We start from the raw sequence: 17,412 nt of genomic DNA, 5'->3' as shown, positions 1-17,412 counted from the left end.
AATGAAACAAGTACAAACAAAAAGGGATTGGAAAAAACTTGCATACGACGTAGTGGAAGAGAAGATGATTACGAAAGAAGATGCAATAGCGATATTAGAAGCTGATGATACAGAAGTTTTAGAAATTATGAATGCGGCTTACATTATTCGCCATCATCACTTTGGTAAGAAAGTAAAATTGAATATGATTATTAATACGAAATCTGGATTATGTCCTGAAGATTGTGGATATTGCTCACAGTCTATTATTTCAGAAGCACCGATTGATAAATATGCATGGTTAACGCAGGAGAAGATTGTAGAAGGGGCACATGAAGCAATACGCCGTAAAGCAGGTACATATTGTATTGTAGCGTCTGGTCGTCGTCCGACGGATAAAGAGGTAAATCACGTAATTGGTGCAGTTAAGGAAATTCGTGAAACGACAGACTTGAAGATTTGTTGTTGTTTAGGTTTCTTAAATGAAGATCAAGCAGGACGTTTAGCGGAAGCGGGCGTGCATCGTTATAACCACAACTTAAATACACATGAAAATAATTACGATAGTATTTGTTCAACTCATACGTATGATGATCGTGTTGATACAGTTCAAAAAGCGAAACAAGCGGGCATTTCCCCATGCTCTGGAGCGATTTTTGGCATGGGAGAAACAATTGAAGAGCGTGCTGAAATTGCATTTGAATTACAACGTATAGATGCAGATTCTATCCCTTGTAATTTCCTTGTTGCTGTAAAGGGAACACCTCTTGAAGGGCAAAAAGAGTTAACGCCAGTAGAATGTTTAAAAGTACTGGCAATGATGCGTTTTGTAAACCCGACAAAAGAAATTCGTATTTCAGGAGGACGTGAAATCAATTTACGTTCTGTACAGCCAATCGGTTTATTTGCAGCAAATTCTATTTTTGTCGGGGACTACTTAACGACAGCTGGACAAGAGCCGACTGCAGACTGGGGTATGATTGCAGATTTAGGATTTGAGATTGAAGAGTGTGCATTATAAGATAGATGAAAAAGCAAACTTGTAAAAGGGTTTGCTTTTTTTGTAAATAAAATGTAATAAATAGTTGTGAACGCCTGTTACTATTGGTTTTTGAACGAAAAAAAGAATTTTTGTGGACGAATTTTCCAAGCCCTAGTTGTACATAGTAAATATGTAATTTATATTGGGTTGGAGGATTTTACATGTACAAATACATATTAGCGATTATGACTTGTTTAATTTTAATAAAAGCAATAAGTTCTGATCCAGTTAAGGCTGCTGAAAATCCTGAACAAAAAGAGATGCAACAAAGAATCGAACAACACTTTCGAACGAAAGCTGAACATTTTGGATTGAAAACGGAAGGAAAAGATTTAAAGGAAGTTAGAAAAGAAATTACTATTATAGAAGAAGCGAAAAAAAGAGAGAATGTATGGAGAACAGCACAAGCTCTTCATATAAAAACAGAAGGAAAAACGATGAATGAATTAATAAAAGATGTACAAAAAAAGGTGAAAAAATAAAAAGAGGCCGAAGCCTCTTTTTTTATGCCCATTGTTTTGATAAGTGAGCCATTTCAATTGCAGCAACAGCTGATTCATATCCTTTATTACCAGCTTTCGTACCTGCGCGTTCAATCGCTTGTTCAATTGTTTCTGTCGTTAATACGCCGAAAATAACTGGGATGTCCATTTGTAGTGATAAAGACGCAACGCCTTTTGCTACTTCATTACAAACGTAATCGTAGTGAGTTGTAGCACCTCGGATTACAGTACCTAATGTAATAACAGCATCATACTTTCCGCTACTAGCCATCTTTTTAGCGATTAAAGGAATTTCAAATGCACCAGGAACCCAAGCAACATCAATATCATTTTCTTCTACACCGTGACGCTTTAATCCGTCTAAAGCGCCGCCAAGTAACTTACTTGTAATAAATTCGTTAAAACGTCCAACAACAACTCCAACTTTTAATCCTGTACCAACTAAATGACCTTCGAATACCATAATAAATCTCTCCTTTAATTATAAGTTTAGTAAGTGTCCTAATTTGTTTACTTTCGTTTGTAAATACGATTTATTCTCTTCTTTTGCTGGCATTTGCAACGGTACACGCTCGACTACTTCTAAATCGTAACCTTGTAAGCCAGCAATTTTTCTTGGGTTATTCGTTAATAATCGTAAACTTTGTAAACCTAAATCTTTTAATATTTGTGCTCCGATACCGTAATCACGAAGATCAGCAGGGAAGCCGAGTTTTTCATTTGCTTCTACAGTATCGAATCCTTCTTCTTGCAATTTATAAGCACGAAGCTTATTAAGAAGCCCAATGCCTCTTCCTTCTTGTCTCATATAAAGAAGAACACCTTTTCCTTCACGCTCAATTTGAGCAAGTGCTGCATGGAGTTGTGGTCCGCAATCGCAGCGATGTGAACCGAATACATCTCCTGTTAAGCATTCAGAATGAACACGCACAAGTACCGGTTCACCTATTGAAATATCACCTTTTACAAGTGCGATATGTTCTTTCGTATCTAATGAGTTAGAATAGCCAATTGCGTGGAAAGTACCGAAATCTGTAGGTAATGTAATTTCCACCTCTCTCGTCACAAGTGTTTCATGATGGCGGCGGTAAGCAATTAAATCTTCTATTGTAATCATTTTTATATCAAATTGTTTTGCGCATTCTATTAAATCAGGTACACGTGCCATCGTGCCGTCCTCATTTATAATCTCGCAAATAACTCCAGCTGGTTCGGCACCGCATAGCTTCGCTAAATCAACAGCAGCTTCTGTATGACCTGCACGACGCAGGACACCGCCTTCTTTCGCAATTAATGGAAAGATATGTCCAGGTCGATTGAAATCAGCACCTTTTGATGCGGGGTTTAACAATTCTTGTATCGTAGTTGCACGTTCGTGAGCGCTAATCCCTGTTGTTGTAGAGACATGGTCAATGCTCACTGTAAACGCAGTATGATGTGAATCTGTATTATGAGATACCATTGGTTCTAATTGTAGACGTTCTGCGTACCCTGCTGTAATCGGTACACAAACGAGACCACGGCCATGTGTAATCATAAAATTAATTGTTTCTGGTGTAATGTACTCTGCTAAAGCAATAAAATCGCCTTCATTTTCTCGGTTTTCATCATCACATACGATAACGACTTTACCTTTTTTTAAATCTTCTAGAGCTTCTTCAATACGATGAAACATTATGCTTCCCCCTTATAGAAATCCGTTTTCTTGTAAAAAGCTTTCGGTCATTGAACCTACTCGTTTTGTAGGTTTAGTAATAAAGCGTTCAATATATTTACCAATCATGTCACACTCAATGTTTACGATATCTCCGGCATTTTTTGCTCCAATGACAGATTCGCTTACTGTGTGCGGGATGAGTGAAATCGTTATGGAAGATTCGTCTATATCAAATATCGTTAAACTCGTTCCATCAACAGCAATGGACCCTTTCTGCAAACAATAGCGCAGTAGTTCATCAGAAATTGCTATTTTGTAATAGACGGCATTGTAATGTTGTTTTTTATTTAAAATCGTTCCGATTCCATCAATATGTCCTGAAACGAAATGTCCACCGAATCGTCCGTTTGCAGCCATTGCTCGCTCTAAATTTACTTTAGAGTGCGGTTTAAGCATGCGAAGTGATGTCGACTGCATCGTTTCAGGCATTGCATCAACTGTAAATGAAGTAGTTGTAAAGCTTGTTACAGTTAAGCAAATACCGTTAACCGCGATACTATCACCTAAGTGAACATCTGATAAAATTTTCTTTGCATGAATCGTTAATTTCATCGCTTCTCCGCTTTGTTGCATGTTTGCTATCGTTCCTAATTCTTCTACAATTCCTGTAAACATTTCGTCACCTCGTTTCGGGCATTCGCAACGATTTTTATATCATCACCAATTTGTTTCATCTCTTGAATTTTCAAGGAAAGCGCATTTTGTAATTTTGAAAAACCATTTCCTCCAAATAAAGTAGGAGCATCTTTCCCACCAATTAATTTCGGGCTTATATAGGTTACAATTTCATTAAAATTGTTTGTTTTTAAGAAACTTGCATGAATCGATTGGCCACCTTCAACGAATAGAGAAAGAATTTGTTTCTCTCCAAGAAAGGAAAGAAGGTCCTCGATTTCTATATGTTTCGTTTCCATTTGGAATATAGCTATATTTTTAGATTCATAAGAAGATATCTTCTCTTCCTTTACATCCTTACCGACAATAATCCATGTCGGTGCTAAACCATCTGTTATAACATGAGAAGATGGTGGCGTTCGTAAATGGGTATCTAAAACAACGCGAATAGGATGTTTCCCACCATTTGGAATTCTTGTTGTTAAATGAGGATTATCAGCTATAACTGTATTCACTCCAACAAGAATTGCATCATGTGTATGGCGATATTGGTGAACATCAGCACGTGCTTCTTCACCTGTAATCCACTTACTTTCACCAGTTACAGTTGCTGTTTTTCCATCTAAGCTCATCGCTGTTTTGATTGTTACAAAAGGGCGCTTCGTTTTCATGTAGTGAAAAAAGTAGCGATTTAATAAAACTGCTTCTGCTTCAAGAACACCGGTCGTTACTCCAATTCTAGCTTCCTCTAATCTTCTTTTTCCGTTACCAGAAACGAGCGGATTACAATCGAGAGTAGCAATTACAACACGCTTAACTCCTTTTTCGATGAGCAATTCACAACAAGGTGGTGTTTTTCCAAAGTGGCTACACGGTTCCAGTGTTACATAAACGGTAGCGTCTTTGGCGTTCTGACCAGCCATTTGAAGGGCATGAACTTCAGCGTGTTCTTCACCAGCCCGTAAATGAGCCCCCATACCAACGATGTTTCCATCTTTTACAACAACAGCACCAACCATAGGATTTGGACTTGTTTGTCCTGATGTTCCTTCTGCTAACTGCAGGGCAATCCTCATATATTCTTGATCTGTCATTTTCTTCACCTCTCCTAAAAAAATCAAAAAACCCCAAGGATTTAATATCCTTGGGGTTTGGGAGACGTGATTTCTAGAAATATAGTTTGAATACGAAAGCATAGGAAAGAAACCTAACGATAATTGATATTTCTGCATAAGGAAAAAACCTAGCAAAATATCGAATTTTTAAACGCTAGTTGTCTCTTTTTATTTCAGTATAAAAAATAAGTATAGAAAATTAAACATATATAAAGAATCAAAATGAATCTTTAAAAATATGCATACTGAAATAAAAGTGTATTCACTATATAAAAAACTAGAAACATATCCTTCTCCCATCCAGACTATACTGTCGGCCCTAGAGTTTCACTAGATCCACCGTTTTCGAGTTGAAAACGGGTCACGGACTTAGAAGTTTTCACTTCATCACCGCCGGTTGGGAATTTCACCCGACCCCGAAGGATGCTGTTTGCTCAAATTATAGCACAAAAAAAATAAAAGGCTAGTAAAAAATATTCGAATGTGAAGAATTGTGTGAAAATATATGCAGGCTGGAATGGAAATAAAAGTATTAGAAATGTTGTAAGGAGAAGGGATATAACGGAGTTGCTAAAAAGAAAAAACATGCACAAAAAAATGTGCATGTCACATGTAAAATTATTCTGCCTCTGGTGCTCTAACAACAGACTCGAATTTACCTTTATGCGAAGCGTCGCAATAAGGCATATTTTTTGATAAACCACAACGGCATAAAGAAAATGCCGGTTTTGCTGGGAATACATTCCCTTGTGAGTCGACTAATTCCACGTCCCCTGTAACGCGAAAAGAGCCATTATCATTTACTTTAATTTGTACTTTTGCCAACGTTATCCCTCCTTCCCAAACGCTTAATTTCATCATATAATCAAGGGAAGTGCTTGGCAATATAAAGTGAAACTTTAATTAGTGGGGGAGGCATCCACCACTAATTATTATTTGAACCAATCGGGCTTTTAGGGGCAGTTAATCTCCCGCCTAACTTCTTTGTTTCAGCCGAATTTTGAGGTGGGAGTTTTACTGCCCGCAAATAGCGGGGAAAAAAGAGCACTTTGTTTGAGAAAGAAGAGAGTGTTATAATAGTTTTCATAACTGACTAGAGTAAGGTGACGAGAGATGGATAAACAATTACATACATTACGAAACATTGCAAATGAGCGCACGTGGGCATCATTTTTGAATGATAATCATCCATATAGTTTGTTACATTGGTCCATTGCAGGTGTAGGGCAAGAGGTAAAGGATGTTTGGTTACTTCAAGATGAAGTAACATTTCAAACGACAGAATTTCCAACGTTAGATGATGCAATGCAATGGATTTCTGAAAATATGGAACAAGTTACAGACGTTTTAGCGCAATAAAAAAACAGGCTTATGCAAGCCTGTTTTTTGTTTCTTTCACATATGTGTTTAAAAATTGATCGATGGCTGCTTCGTACTCTTCTTTATTTTCGTTATAAGAGCAAGCGTGTGCACCGTGTTCTGCAATATAAAGTTGCTTATTATTTTCTTTCGCTTCATATAACGCTTTTGTCATATCAGCTAAAATATAGTCGTCATCTTTACTATGAATAAAGAGAACGGGATTGTTAATGTTTTTTATACAGTCGATTGGTGAAACTTCACGAATTGTATAACCGTCACGAACTTTTAAAAATGCGTTTGCTAAAGGTAATAAAGGCCATTTTGGTAAATGGAATTCAACCTTTAAACGGTGCTGTAATTGTCCGTGAAAATCAGAGAAAGGACAATCTGCAATATAGAAATCAGCGCCATCTTCTACAAGTCCTGCGTATTGAAGAATTGTTGCGGCTCCCATAGATTCACCATGAATACCAAGTGTAATATTGGTTCCAAAACGGGTTTTTAGCCAGTCAACTACGGATTTCAAATCATGCTTTTCATAGTATCCATAGCTTGTTGTTTTTCCGCCAGTTTTACCATGACGACGATGATCGTAAATGAGGACATTATATCCCCTTTTTAAGAATAAGTTTGCATATTTTACAGAGTTTATTTTATTTACAGTTACACCGTGGCAAAAAACCATAAACTTATTGGAATGACCAGCAGGAATGTAATATCCGTGAAGGTCGTATCCGAATTGTGAAGGGATATGAATTTCTTCTTTATGAAGAGCATCAAAATCCTCTATACGAAAATGTTTTTTCGTTTCTCTTTCGAGTACTTCTTCCTCTGTTTTTTTCTTTAAGTACATCACTTTATTTGTAAAGAAAATCCCAAGGGCAGTTATTGCACCTAGTATAGTAAACAATGCTGCAAAAAAACGTTTCATACTTTACCTCATCCTCCAAATACCGTTACATGTGATACACTTATATTGTATCACAATGATATAAAAGGGGAGAAATAGGAAATGCTGCATATACAAAAAATTACGCCAGCGATGAAAGAAACAATCCGAATGTTCATGTGTGAGAACTGGGGAAGTTCATTGATGGTTTCACGTGGTAAGGGACATCAGTTAGAAGAGTTGCCAGGATTTGTTGCGCTCTCAGATGACAGAATAATCGGAATTATAACGTATGAAGTGACCGGAAATATGTGCGAAATTGTATCGCTAGATAGCTTTGAAGAAAGAAAAGGAATAGGGACGAAACTTGTGGATTGTGTATTACAAGTTGCAGAAGAAGAACGGTGCAGACAGGTTTGGCTTATTACAACAAATGATAATATGAATGCGTTACGATTTTACCAAAAACGTAATTTTGTAATGACTAATTTATATGTGAATGCGGTAGAGGAGGCGCGAAAAATAAAGAAAGAAATTCCACGTATTGGATATGATAATATCCCAATTTTACATGAAATTCAGTTGGAGTATCGTTTAGTGAAATGATGTAACAATTTTCAGAAATATGAGTTATTAATCTTGACGGATAGTGTAATTTAGGTTACCGTAAAATTGTAATCTATTACCATATTAAGGGGTGACGATGTGGCAACTATACGTGATGTTGCAAAATTGGCAGGTGTTTCAGTCGCAACCGTTTCACGAGTTATTAATGAAAAAGGATACGTTCATGAGGACACAGTAAAACAAGTAAAGGAAGCAATTGAAGAATTACGTTATAGGCCAAACAGTGCAGCGAAGCCACTATTTAAAGAGAATTCAACGATAATTGCATTACTTGTAGATAATTTATGTAACCAATCAAACATCACTTTGCTACATTGTATTGAGGAAATAGCATATAAAGAAGGCTATCAAATCATTATTTGTAATATAGAGAATAAAGATAGATACATACATATGCTGAAGCAAAATAACATTGCAGGTGTTATTTTGACGAGAGCAGTTTTTAAAAGTGTAGGAGAAATTCCATTTCCGTTTGTTGTGATCGATGAGCAACAATCACATGGAAATTATTATGAAAGTGGACAGAGAGCTGTTTCTTTATTAAAAGAGAAAGGGTGTCACTTTCTTGCATATTTCGGTGAGGGAGAAGAAAGTGAAGAAATGGAAGATTATATAGCAGGGTTTTTAGACGCTGTTTGGGATGAAGGAATCTCTTATCGAGAAGAATGTGTACAAGGGTATACAAATAAACAATTTATTACATTATTGCAAAACAATCCGTATATAGATGGAATTGTAACCTCAAGTGATCAGATTGCTATTGAGTTAATTCGGTCAGCGAGATTTCTAAATATACATATACCAGATAAATTAAAAATTGTTGGACCTAATGGGAGCATAGAGTGTGAATGGATAGGTTCATCACTACCGGCAATTGAAAGCTATGTCAAAGATAATGGAAAATTAGCTTTTCAACAATTAAAAGGAAAAATAAAAAAGTAAAAGGTGCGTTTTATACGCACCTTTTTATAATGTAATTGCGGCAATAAAACCAAATATAAGTAACGGTATATTGTAATGTAGAAAAGTGGGTACACATGTATCCCATATATGATGGTGCTGACCATCAGCATTTAAACCGGATGTTGGTCCAAGGGTACTATCCGATGCTGGAGATCCTGCGTCACCTAGTGCTCCGGCTGTACCGATAATTGCAATTGTGGCCATTGGACTAAATCCAAGCTGAATGCAAAGAGGTACAAAAATGGTTGTTAAGATAGGGATGGTTGAAAAGGATGAACCAATTCCCATTGTAACGAGAAGTCCAATAACGAGCATAAGAAATGCAGCGAGTGGTTTATTATTTCCGATTATATGTGCACTCGTTTGCACCAGAGATTCAACATGTCCTGTTTTTCGAAGAACAGCGCCGAATCCAGCGGCAGCAATCATAACAAAGCCAATAAAGGACATCATACGCATTCCGCTTGTTAATATCGCATCTGCTTCTTTAAGTGGTAGACTGCCACTAACCGATAAGACGATAATACCTGCTAAAGCACCGAAAATCATTGATTCTGTTGTTAATTGAACAGTTAATGTAGCAATGATAGATAATAACCCGAAAGTAATGCTACGTTTTGTATAGGGAACGATTTCATTTTCGGTAGTATGAATTTGTTCTGTTTCATACGTACGAGGTTTTCGGTACGTAATGAATACCGCTACACATAATCCAATAATCATACCAATTGCTGGAATAGTCATTGCTTTTGGAATAAGTGTGACATCAAATGTAAGGCCGCTTTGCGCAGCGTTGGTTTGTAATACGTCATGATAAATTTTTCCGAATCCTGCAGGGATCCACATATAAGGAGTAATCAATCCAAATGTAATAATACATGTGACAAGTCTGCGATCCACTTTCAGCTCATTTAATACTTTTAAAAGTGCTGGAATTAAGATGGGGATGAAAGCAATGTGAACAGGAATCACATTTTGTGAGAAACAAGCCATCGTTAAAATAATGAATAAAATAAGTATTTTAGAATAAACTTGTTTTTTCGTGTCTTGTTCATTGCCAATCCATTTTAATGCAGTTTGAATCATAGCATCTGGAAGTCCTGTTTTGGAAAGGGAAATAGCGAAACCACCAAGCATTGCATAACTTAAAGCGATTGGAGCACTGTTTCCAAGACCAGTTGTAAAAGTGTTAATCGTTTCTGAAATACCGAGTCCGCCGATAATTCCGCCTGTTAAAGCTCCAACAATGATGGCGACAATGACCTGGACACGTAACAAACTAAGCAATAGCATAATTGCTACTGCGACGAGTACAGCGTTCATAATAAATGTAATCTCCCTAAATTTTTATTCTGTTAAGACAAGTAAATATGAAACATTTTGCGATGTTTATACATACTTGCGACATATTATTATAAAATGTTTTCTATGAAATGTAAAAGAGCCTTTTGTTACTAATGCTGAAAAGCTAGCTCTTGTTTAATTGATTGCAAAGAATTAGCGAATAATTCTGGTTCTTCTAAATCAGGAGAATGTGCTGAATTTGGGAACCAAATCATCTTTTTTATAGGCGCTTCAATAAGATCGCAATATTCCTGAACGAGTGCATAAGGAGTTTGATAATCATAGCGACCAGAACAAAAATAAACTGGAATAGATAAACTTGAGATAGAAGAAAAGAAATCGATTGTCAGCATTTCTTCCCATAAAACGCCAGATTTTAAATTTCCTGCGAGAAACTTGAACCAATCTAATAGCGTATACTCAGGAGAAAAGAAACCTTTTCGTATGAAAGAAAAGGAAGATCCGTTTTGGATTGCGCCTCCAAATGTGCCAAGCCACTTTCTTTGAATAATGAGACGTCTCGTATCTAAAAATGGTGGTTTGCCTAATTTTAAAAGGGAAGCTAATGCTTTTTTATGATCATGTTTTTTTGCAGAATGAATTAAATGTTGATATAGCAATTCTTCATTTTGTTTCATATGTACAATTTGCCCAATACCGATGTAAGCCTCGATATACTTTGGATATTGATGTGCTATGTTAAGCCCAATAATACTTCCCCAAGAATGACCAGCGAGAAATAGTTTTTGTTTGTTGAACCTTTTAAGTACATATTGAATCACTTCTTTTGCATCGGAAACGAATTGTTCAATTGTGAAATTTGCTCCGAAATCTTTCATTGAAAAGGATTTACCAGCCCCGCGCTGATCCCAATTAATAACAATAAATTGCTTCTCTAATTCTTTTTGAAAATGGCGAATAAATCCGATTTGTGCCATCCCAGGTCCGCCGTGACAGCATAATAAAATAGGTTGCTCTACGTTTTGTCCACGCATAAGGAGAGTTTGTTTTCGATTATTTATCATAACGCTTTCTATCGTAGCGATACTATTAGGAATGAGTTGTTTGTTTTCGTTATAGAACTGAGGGGTGTAGCTACGAAAAAGCATATTGAAAACCTCCTTTTGTGAAATCGTATGAATCGCACAGGCTATTCATTTTGCATATACTGTTAGAAAATCATTGTAACATACCATACTAGTGTCATTTCAACACGGGAGGAGGGAAATTGTGACGATTGGAGAAATTATAGATGGTTTAAACAGACGTGAATCCATCGCTATTATAGCAAAACGTCTTGAAATAAGCCCGTATACATTATCGAAGAAATTAAGATTGATTGGATACGAATATGATGGAGAGCAGAAGAAACGTATTTTTGTAGGAGATGGAGAAGAACCACGTCACTTACAACTCCAAGAAGCGACCGCCCTTCAATATGAGAAAACAGATTATCAATTATTAATTTACGAGCAATTACAAAGCATTTATGAGTTACTAAGAAAAAGAGGCGAAGTAATTGCACCAATTATGAGTAAGAGTACAGAGAAAAAGAGACGAACCTTTTCTATTAATACAGAAATATTAGCAAGATTGGACCTTATATCAGAATCGAAAGGAATTCAAAAGTCTAAACTTGTAGAAGAGGCGTTGCAACAATTTTTACAGCAATATGAAGTTGACAAAACATCACATTTTGATAACTAAAGAAAAGGATACTATGTTCATTGGAAGAACGAGTATCCTTTTTATGATGTATATTACGTATAAAATAGAGGATCAGTACAAATCCTTTATGGCGTGAAAAATAAAATTTATTATTAGAGAAACGCTTAATTTACTTTTTGAATTCTTCCATCAATAACTGGCTGAATTGGTTCTTTTAATTGTTTTACGTAATCGACTAACGCTTCAAAGTCGTTTGGACCAGTTTCTGCATTTTTACCATTTTTAAATGATACGAATCCGTCACCGCCAGAAGCTAAGAAGGCATTTGCAACTACGCTATACGTTTTAGATGGAGATAATTCTTCTCCGTTTGTTAAACGTATATTTGTAACTTTTTCACCGTTTGGTTTATTTGCATCCCACGTATATTGAATACCTGAAATTTGAAGCATTCTTGTTGTTCCTTTTTGCCATTGCTGATTTAAAATATCGCGAATGTCTTGACCTGTTAAATCTACTTTAATCAATTGATTTCCAAAAGGTTGAATGCCATATAACTCACCCCACGTAATATCACCAGCATCTAAGTCATTACGAATGCCACCAGGATTCATGAGGGCGATTTGAGTTTGCATCGTTTGACGCTGAGCATCGGCAACTAAATTTCCAAGAGTGGACTCACCAGCATCATTTTGTTTACGGTCGATAGGTGCTGTAGATTTTCCGACCACTTCATTTACAAGTGGTGCGATTTTTTCTTTATATTGATCTAGTTTTTTCTTTACTTGTTTATCAGGTTCTACACCTTCATGATACGTTGTAACAACTTCAGCTTTTTTCTTTACAATATCCTTTGTTTTACGATCAATTGTTACATCCACGTCTGAGAAAGCCGTTCCGTATGAATTTGCTTGGACAATTAGTTTATTATTTACTGTACCATTTACATACGTATGACTATGTCCACCGAAAATAACATCAACTTCTGGGTCTGTTTCATTTGCAATTCGAGTAAGATCGCCATTTGTTACCCCAGACTCATCGGTTGTTCCACCGACATGAGCAAGAACGACGATCGATTTAACGCCGAGGCGTTTTAATTGTTGTGTTGATTTATTAATTGCTTCTACTTCATCAGTAATTTGTACATTTTTAAGCATCGTAGGCATAACAACATTTGGTGTATCAGTTGTAACAACACCAATGAATCCAACAGGAACACCATCTACCATTTTTACAGTAAATGGTGGTAAAAATAAGCGGCCAGTTGATTTGTTATAGAAGTTAGCAGCTACATAGGGGAAGTTAGCCCCTTTGAAATTCCCTGTTTTTTCATGATATCCACCGTAAATGAGGCGTTTCATTTCATCAATGCCTTCATCAAATTCATGGTTCCCGATTGTACCAACATCAAATTTTAAATCATTTAAAAATTCAATCGTCGGTTCATCTTGTAATAATGCTGAAACTGGTGGACTAGCTCCGACGATATCACCAGCATGTACGAGAAGTGTATTAGGGTTTTGTTTTTTACGTTCTTTTAAATAAGTAGCTAAGTAATCAGCGCCACCAGCTTCTTTATTATTGATTTTTTTAACAGTATCTAGTTGTCCATGGAGATCATTAATACCAAGCATTTGTACGTCTATGTAGCGGTTTTGTTCAGCTGGATTCTGAGATGGGGGAGCGGCAAATACGCTTGAAAAAGTAATAGTGCTTAAAACAGCAACGGCAGGAATAATTTTTTTCCACATAATATAATTCTCCTCTTTTTATAATCTGACATCATACGACATAATTTTAATAGATTCATAGGATTATAGTTACATAAAAATTTAGTCTTTTCGAAAAATTAACATATTTACAAAAAGTGAATAATAGAGTAAAGACCCTTTTTTATTGTCGATTTCATCGTGTATCTACTATAATGGAGAAAAAAGTAAAAGGTGAGTAGCATGAAGAAAAAGAAACAAAGACAAATGCAAAGACAATCGCAAGTGAATCAACCAAAGAAAGAAACACTTACATTAGGCGATCAATTAAATGATTCACTCATGCAACAATTAAAGAGTAAGAAGAAAGAGTTGCAAGTGAGAGAAGAGGAAAAAGAGGCAGCTGAACTGGAAAGAAAGCGCCAAGAACAAAAAGAACGTGAAAAGAATAAATCATTTGAAGAACTGCTAAGTGAAAGTAACCTTACTTGGAAAGACTTTAAATAATAAAAAAATGATCAGTGAAATACCACTGATCATTTTTTGACGAGCTTGTAAGAAAAGGGGAGTTAGAATGAGAAAAATTGTCGTTGTTCCGCATGAAAACCATTGGATTGAAAAATTTCAAATGGAGGCTGAAAGATTAAAATCAGCGATGCCAGAAACGGTGAAAATGCATCATATTGGAAGTACGTCAGTGCCCGGACTGGCAGCTAAACCTATTATTGATATGATCATGGAAGTAGAAAATATCGAAAGAGTAGATGGGTGGAATGAACGATTTATAGAGCTTGGTTACATCGTAAAAGGGGAAAATGGTATTTCAAGACGCCGATATTTTATTCATGGAACTGAGGAAAAACGTTCGTATCATTTACACGTGTTTGAAAAAGGAAATCCAGAGATAGTAAGGCATTTAGCGTTTCGTGATTATATGATGGCTCATTGTGAAGAAGCAGAGGCATATGCAACCTTAAAGAAAGAATTAGCCGAAAAGTATACATATGATGGCACGTTATATACGGAAGGGAAAAATGAGTTTGTGCGCAATGTGGATAAAAAAGCGAAAGAATGGAGAGAAAATAACGTGAATGAATGAGTTCACGTTATTTTTTAGCTATATAAAAGTGTTATGTAAACTGTACGTATGTTTTGACTTTTTGGATGAATATTGTTGAAATAAAGTTGTGGCTTATAAATAATGTAACAATGAAAGGGAGACGACTGTGCATATTCCAACAACTACACTTCATAATGGCGTGAAAATGCCGATGATTGGTCTAGGCGTATATAAAGCGAAAGAAGGAGACGAAGTAAAACAAGCAGTAAAAACAGCGTTAGAGGTTGGATACCGTTCGATTGATACAGCGACTGTATATGAAAATGAAAGCGGTGTCGGAGAGGCGATACGTGAATCAGGAATTCCAAGAGAAGACCTATTTATTACAACAAAAGTATGGAACGACGATCAAGGATATGAGGAGACACTCGAGGCGTTTGAAAAGAGTTTAAAAAAATTACAAATGGACTATGTAGATTTATATTTAATACATTGGCCGGTAAGAGGGAAGTATGTTGATACGTACCGAGCTTTAGAGAAATTGTATGAAGAAGGTAAAGTGCGTGCGATTGGTGTTTCTAATTTTCATAAACATCATTTAGAACTATTATTACCAAATTGCAAAGTGAAGCCGATGGTAAACCAAGTGGAACTTCATCCGATGTTGACGCAATTTGAGTTGTGCAATTATTGTCAAGATGAGCAAATTCAAATGGAAGCATGGAGTCCGTTAATGAGGGGCGGAGAAGTATTCCAGCATCCAATCATTCAGGCTATTGCTAACAAATATGAAAAAGCACCTGCACAAGTTATATTAAGGTGGGATATTCAAAGCGGGATTGTTACAATTCCTAAATCTGTTACACCATCTCGTATTAAAGAAAACTTTACTATTTTTGATTTTGCACTAACTGAAGAAGAAATACGTCAAATTAACACGTTGAATCGTGATTTACATGTAGGAACGAATCCTGATAAATATGATACGTTATAAAAAAGACTGTCTCCTAATAAAGGAGGCAGTCTTCTGTTTATCGGTAATTCGATATTTTTAACGATGCAAAGCATATGTGTCATATTTAATAATTTTTTGAAGTTGTACATATTCTTCTTTCGTTAAAGGTAACTGTTGGCTAGCTCGTATATTTTCCTGCAATTGTTGAAGCGAGCTTGCACCAGGTATAACAGCTGCAACAGTCTTATTATGTAAGCAATATTGAATAGCTGTTCCTGTTAAAGAGCTTTCTCCAATCGTTTCTTTTACACTCGCTAGAGTTGTATGTAATTCATCGTAAGAATAAGAGAGATAATCCTTTTCCTTTACTCTTTCTATTTTTCTTGCATTGTTGTCAGTTAAAATTCCTTTTGCAAGTGGCCCGCGGGCAATGACGCTAACTTGGTGTTCATTTAGAAGGGGGAACCATTCTTCTGGACGCCGATTTAAAAGGCTATATTCCATTAGTACACTAACGATGTTTGAGCGTTTTGCATATTCACGAACGACATTTGGGCGTATAGAAGAAATACCGTAATGGCGAATAATACCTTCTTTTTTCAATTCTTCAAAAGCTTCAATTGTTTCATCGATTGGGTCTTCAATCGTTCCGCCATGAAGTTGGTAAAGATCAATATAATCAGTTTGAAGTCTACGTAAACTTTCCTTTACTTCAGTTTTTATGTAAGCTTTAGAAGGATCCCAAGACCAGCCATTTTTTTCTTCTGTCCAACGATTTCCAACCTTCGTTGAAAGAACAATTTGGTCTCTTTTCCCCTTCAAGGCTTTTCCAACAAATTCTTCATTTAATCCGTAATCATATAAATCTGCTGTATCAAAAAAATTAATTCCTAAATCGATCGCTTCATCGATAATACGCATAGCTTCTGTTTCAGATGTACCGAGAGACATACAGCCAAGGCCCATTTCTGTAACAAACAAATCTGAGTTTCCTAATTGACGTTTTTTCATAGGTCAACCTCCTTACCTTTATTGTACGAGAGGGAAAAGAGGTTGACAAACGTTTCCTTTTCGCTTCGCATTAACTGCCCGTAAAAGCATGATTAATGTTTCACTTTATTTGCTGTAATCCACTCTTGTACAGTTGTATACTCTTTGCTATATTGCTTTAGCTTATGGCGAATTTGCCATGCTTTTCCGACTAACGTGATGCGATTTGGTAAAATATAAACTTTCATTTCTATCACGCTCCTTTCAATGTGGTAAAATGTATGAAGAAAGAATAGGAAATAGAACAGGGAGATGAAGTAGTATGAGTAATCTTACAGAGAGAACAGTAAAAACTGAGCCGATTTTTGATGGTAGAGTTATAAAAGTTCGTGTTGATGATGTAGTATTACCAAATGGAGAAATGAGTAAACGTGAAATTGTAAATCACCCTGGTGCAGTTGCGATTATTGCTATTACGGATGAGGGGAAAATTGTGCTTGTTGAGCAGTATCGTAAAGCGCTTGAAAAGGCAATTATAGAAATTCCAGCCGGCAAGTTAGAACCCGGTGAAAAACCAGAGGTGACAGCAGTTCGTGAATTAGAAGAGGAAACAGGATATGTATGTGAAAATATGGAGCTCATTACTTCTTTCTATACATCTCCAGGATTCGCAGATGAAATTTTATATGTATATAAAGCGACAGGTTTGACAAAAAAAGAAAATAAAGCTGAGTTAGATGAAGATGAGTTTGTGGAATTGATGGAAGTATCATTAGAAGAAGCGATTACTCTTATGAAAGATCTTCGTATTCATGATGCGAAGACGATGTTTGCAGTACAATATTTACAATTACAAAAATAAACACTCGCC

The 17,412-nt window shown here is 36.2% G+C and carries 21 protein-coding genes and 1 riboswitch; of the genes, 10 read left to right on the top strand and 11 right to left on the bottom strand.

Annotated features, from left to right (window positions below; all coding sequences use genetic code 11):
- The first annotated feature begins 1 nt into the window (after position 1).
- Both bioB and AC3EMB_RS20165 read left to right on the top strand, forming a co-directional pair.
- Entirely contained in the window at positions 2-1,000 is a 999-nt protein-coding gene (bioB, locus tag AC3EMB_RS20170) for a biotin synthase (RefSeq protein WP_000815858.1), read from the top strand.
- Positions 1,001-1,182: 182 nt separating this feature from the next.
- The gene (locus AC3EMB_RS20165; RefSeq protein ID WP_000280032.1) at positions 1,183-1,503 is read left to right on the top strand and encodes a hypothetical protein; all 321 of its coding nucleotides are present in this window, start codon (positions 1,183-1,185) and stop codon (positions 1,501-1,503) included.
- A gap of 22 nt (positions 1,504-1,525) precedes the next feature.
- Here the strand turns inward: AC3EMB_RS20165 and ribH are convergent, their stop codons facing one another.
- The 5 genes from ribH to AC3EMB_RS20140 all read right to left on the bottom strand — a co-directional run bounded on the left by ribH (position 1,526) and on the right by AC3EMB_RS20140 (position 5,796).
- Positions 1,526-1,987 carry a 6,7-dimethyl-8-ribityllumazine synthase gene (gene ribH, locus AC3EMB_RS20160; protein WP_000230895.1) on the bottom strand — a complete coding sequence of 154 codons (462 nt, stop codon included), beginning with the start codon at positions 1,985-1,987 and terminating at the stop codon, positions 1,526-1,528.
- An 18-nt stretch (positions 1,988-2,005) separates the two neighbouring features.
- Positions 2,006-3,199, bottom strand: a complete 1,194-nt coding sequence (gene ribBA, locus AC3EMB_RS20155) for a bifunctional 3,4-dihydroxy-2-butanone 4-phosphate synthase/GTP cyclohydrolase II (protein WP_098640422.1) — start codon at positions 3,197-3,199, stop codon at positions 2,006-2,008.
- 12 nt (positions 3,200-3,211) lie between these two features.
- Positions 3,212-3,856 carry a riboflavin synthase subunit alpha gene (gene ribE / locus AC3EMB_RS20150; protein ID WP_000493908.1) on the bottom strand — a complete coding sequence of 215 codons (645 nt, stop codon included), beginning with the start codon at positions 3,854-3,856 and terminating at the stop codon, positions 3,212-3,214.
- Complete coding sequence (gene ribD, locus AC3EMB_RS20145; RefSeq protein WP_488517242.1) at positions 3,838-4,950, bottom strand: bifunctional diaminohydroxyphosphoribosylaminopyrimidine deaminase/5-amino-6-(5-phosphoribosylamino)uracil reductase RibD; 1,113 nt, start codon at positions 4,948-4,950, stop codon at positions 3,838-3,840. The genes ribE and ribD overlap by 19 nt, the downstream gene beginning before the upstream one ends.
- Positions 4,951-5,255: 305 nt before the next feature.
- A riboswitch (FMN riboswitch) is annotated at positions 5,256-5,399 on the bottom strand.
- A 190-nt stretch (positions 5,400-5,589) separates the two neighbouring features.
- On the bottom strand, positions 5,590-5,796 hold the full coding sequence (locus tag AC3EMB_RS20140; RefSeq protein ID WP_001151582.1) for a CDGSH iron-sulfur domain-containing protein: 207 nt from the start codon (positions 5,794-5,796) through the stop codon (positions 5,590-5,592).
- 288 nt (positions 5,797-6,084) lie between these two features.
- Here AC3EMB_RS20140 and AC3EMB_RS20135 point away from each other — a divergent pair, with 288 nt between their 5' ends.
- Positions 6,085-6,330, top strand: a complete 246-nt coding sequence (locus AC3EMB_RS20135; RefSeq protein ID WP_000360796.1) for a DUF2552 family protein — start codon at positions 6,085-6,087, stop codon at positions 6,328-6,330.
- A gap of 10 nt (positions 6,331-6,340) precedes the next feature.
- On the opposite strand, the gene AC3EMB_RS20130 is transcribed toward AC3EMB_RS20135, so the two are convergent.
- The gene (locus AC3EMB_RS20130) at positions 6,341-7,264 is read right to left on the bottom strand and encodes an alpha/beta hydrolase (protein WP_000819230.1); all 924 of its coding nucleotides are present in this window, start codon (positions 7,262-7,264) and stop codon (positions 6,341-6,343) included.
- 81 nt (positions 7,265-7,345) lie between these two features.
- On the opposite strand from AC3EMB_RS20130, the gene AC3EMB_RS20125 reads away from it, so the two are divergent.
- On the top strand, positions 7,346-7,828 hold the full coding sequence (locus AC3EMB_RS20125; protein ID WP_000902437.1) for a GNAT family N-acetyltransferase: 483 nt from the start codon (positions 7,346-7,348) through the stop codon (positions 7,826-7,828).
- Positions 7,829-7,927: 99 nt separating this feature from the next.
- Positions 7,928-8,791 (top strand): LacI family DNA-binding transcriptional regulator, encoded by an 864-nt coding sequence (locus tag AC3EMB_RS20120; RefSeq protein WP_000201347.1) that lies wholly within the window; start codon positions 7,928-7,930, stop codon positions 8,789-8,791.
- A gap of 24 nt (positions 8,792-8,815) precedes the next feature.
- Here the strand turns inward: AC3EMB_RS20120 and AC3EMB_RS20115 are convergent, their stop codons facing one another.
- Entirely contained in the window at positions 8,816-10,135 is a 1,320-nt protein-coding gene (locus tag AC3EMB_RS20115) for a Na+/H+ antiporter family protein (protein WP_000994810.1), read from the bottom strand.
- A gap of 131 nt (positions 10,136-10,266) precedes the next feature.
- Positions 10,267-11,265, bottom strand: coding sequence for an alpha/beta fold hydrolase (locus AC3EMB_RS20110; protein WP_053563703.1), 999 nt, complete (start codon positions 11,263-11,265; stop codon positions 10,267-10,269).
- A 121-nt stretch (positions 11,266-11,386) separates the two neighbouring features.
- Here AC3EMB_RS20110 and AC3EMB_RS20105 point away from each other — a divergent pair, with 121 nt between their 5' ends.
- Positions 11,387-11,863: a ribbon-helix-helix domain-containing protein gene (locus AC3EMB_RS20105; RefSeq protein WP_000151933.1), complete on the top strand. Its 477-nt coding sequence runs from the start codon at positions 11,387-11,389 to the stop codon at positions 11,861-11,863.
- Positions 11,864-11,988: 125 nt separating this feature from the next.
- Here AC3EMB_RS20105 and AC3EMB_RS20100 read toward each other — a convergent pair whose 3' ends face one another.
- Positions 11,989-13,578 (bottom strand): bifunctional metallophosphatase/5'-nucleotidase, encoded by a 1,590-nt coding sequence (locus tag AC3EMB_RS20100; protein ID WP_000265555.1) that lies wholly within the window; start codon positions 13,576-13,578, stop codon positions 11,989-11,991.
- Between the two features lie 201 nt (positions 13,579-13,779).
- Between AC3EMB_RS20100 and AC3EMB_RS20095 the strand changes: the two genes are divergently transcribed.
- The 3 genes from AC3EMB_RS20095 (at position 13,780) to AC3EMB_RS20085 (ending at position 15,590) form a co-directional block, all read left to right on the top strand.
- Positions 13,780-14,043, top strand: a complete 264-nt coding sequence (locus AC3EMB_RS20095; RefSeq protein WP_000727561.1) for a YqkE family protein — start codon at positions 13,780-13,782, stop codon at positions 14,041-14,043.
- Between the two features lie 67 nt (positions 14,044-14,110).
- Positions 14,111-14,635: a GrpB family protein gene (locus tag AC3EMB_RS20090; protein ID WP_001227176.1), complete on the top strand. Its 525-nt coding sequence runs from the start codon at positions 14,111-14,113 to the stop codon at positions 14,633-14,635.
- 127 nt (positions 14,636-14,762) lie between these two features.
- Positions 14,763-15,590 (top strand): aldo/keto reductase, encoded by an 828-nt coding sequence (locus AC3EMB_RS20085; protein WP_488517241.1) that lies wholly within the window; start codon positions 14,763-14,765, stop codon positions 15,588-15,590.
- Between the two features lie 57 nt (positions 15,591-15,647).
- Here AC3EMB_RS20085 and AC3EMB_RS20080 read toward each other — a convergent pair whose 3' ends face one another.
- The gene (locus AC3EMB_RS20080) at positions 15,648-16,562 is read right to left on the bottom strand and encodes an aldo/keto reductase (protein ID WP_488517240.1); all 915 of its coding nucleotides are present in this window, start codon (positions 16,560-16,562) and stop codon (positions 15,648-15,650) included.
- Between the two features lie 92 nt (positions 16,563-16,654).
- A complete protein-coding gene (gene mciZ / locus AC3EMB_RS20075) occupies positions 16,655-16,789 on the bottom strand; it encodes a Z-ring formation inhibitor MciZ (RefSeq protein WP_000870292.1) in 135 nt (44 codons plus the stop codon).
- A 74-nt stretch (positions 16,790-16,863) separates the two neighbouring features.
- Between mciZ and AC3EMB_RS20070 the strand changes: the two genes are divergently transcribed.
- Positions 16,864-17,403, top strand: a complete 540-nt coding sequence (locus AC3EMB_RS20070) for an NUDIX domain-containing protein (protein ID WP_016080378.1) — start codon at positions 16,864-16,866, stop codon at positions 17,401-17,403.
- Positions 17,404-17,412: the final 9 nt, after the last annotated feature.

It is taken from the genome of Bacillus sp. LQ16 (genome assembly GCF_057784645.1).
This window is presented reverse-complemented; position numbering and strand designations above follow the sequence as displayed.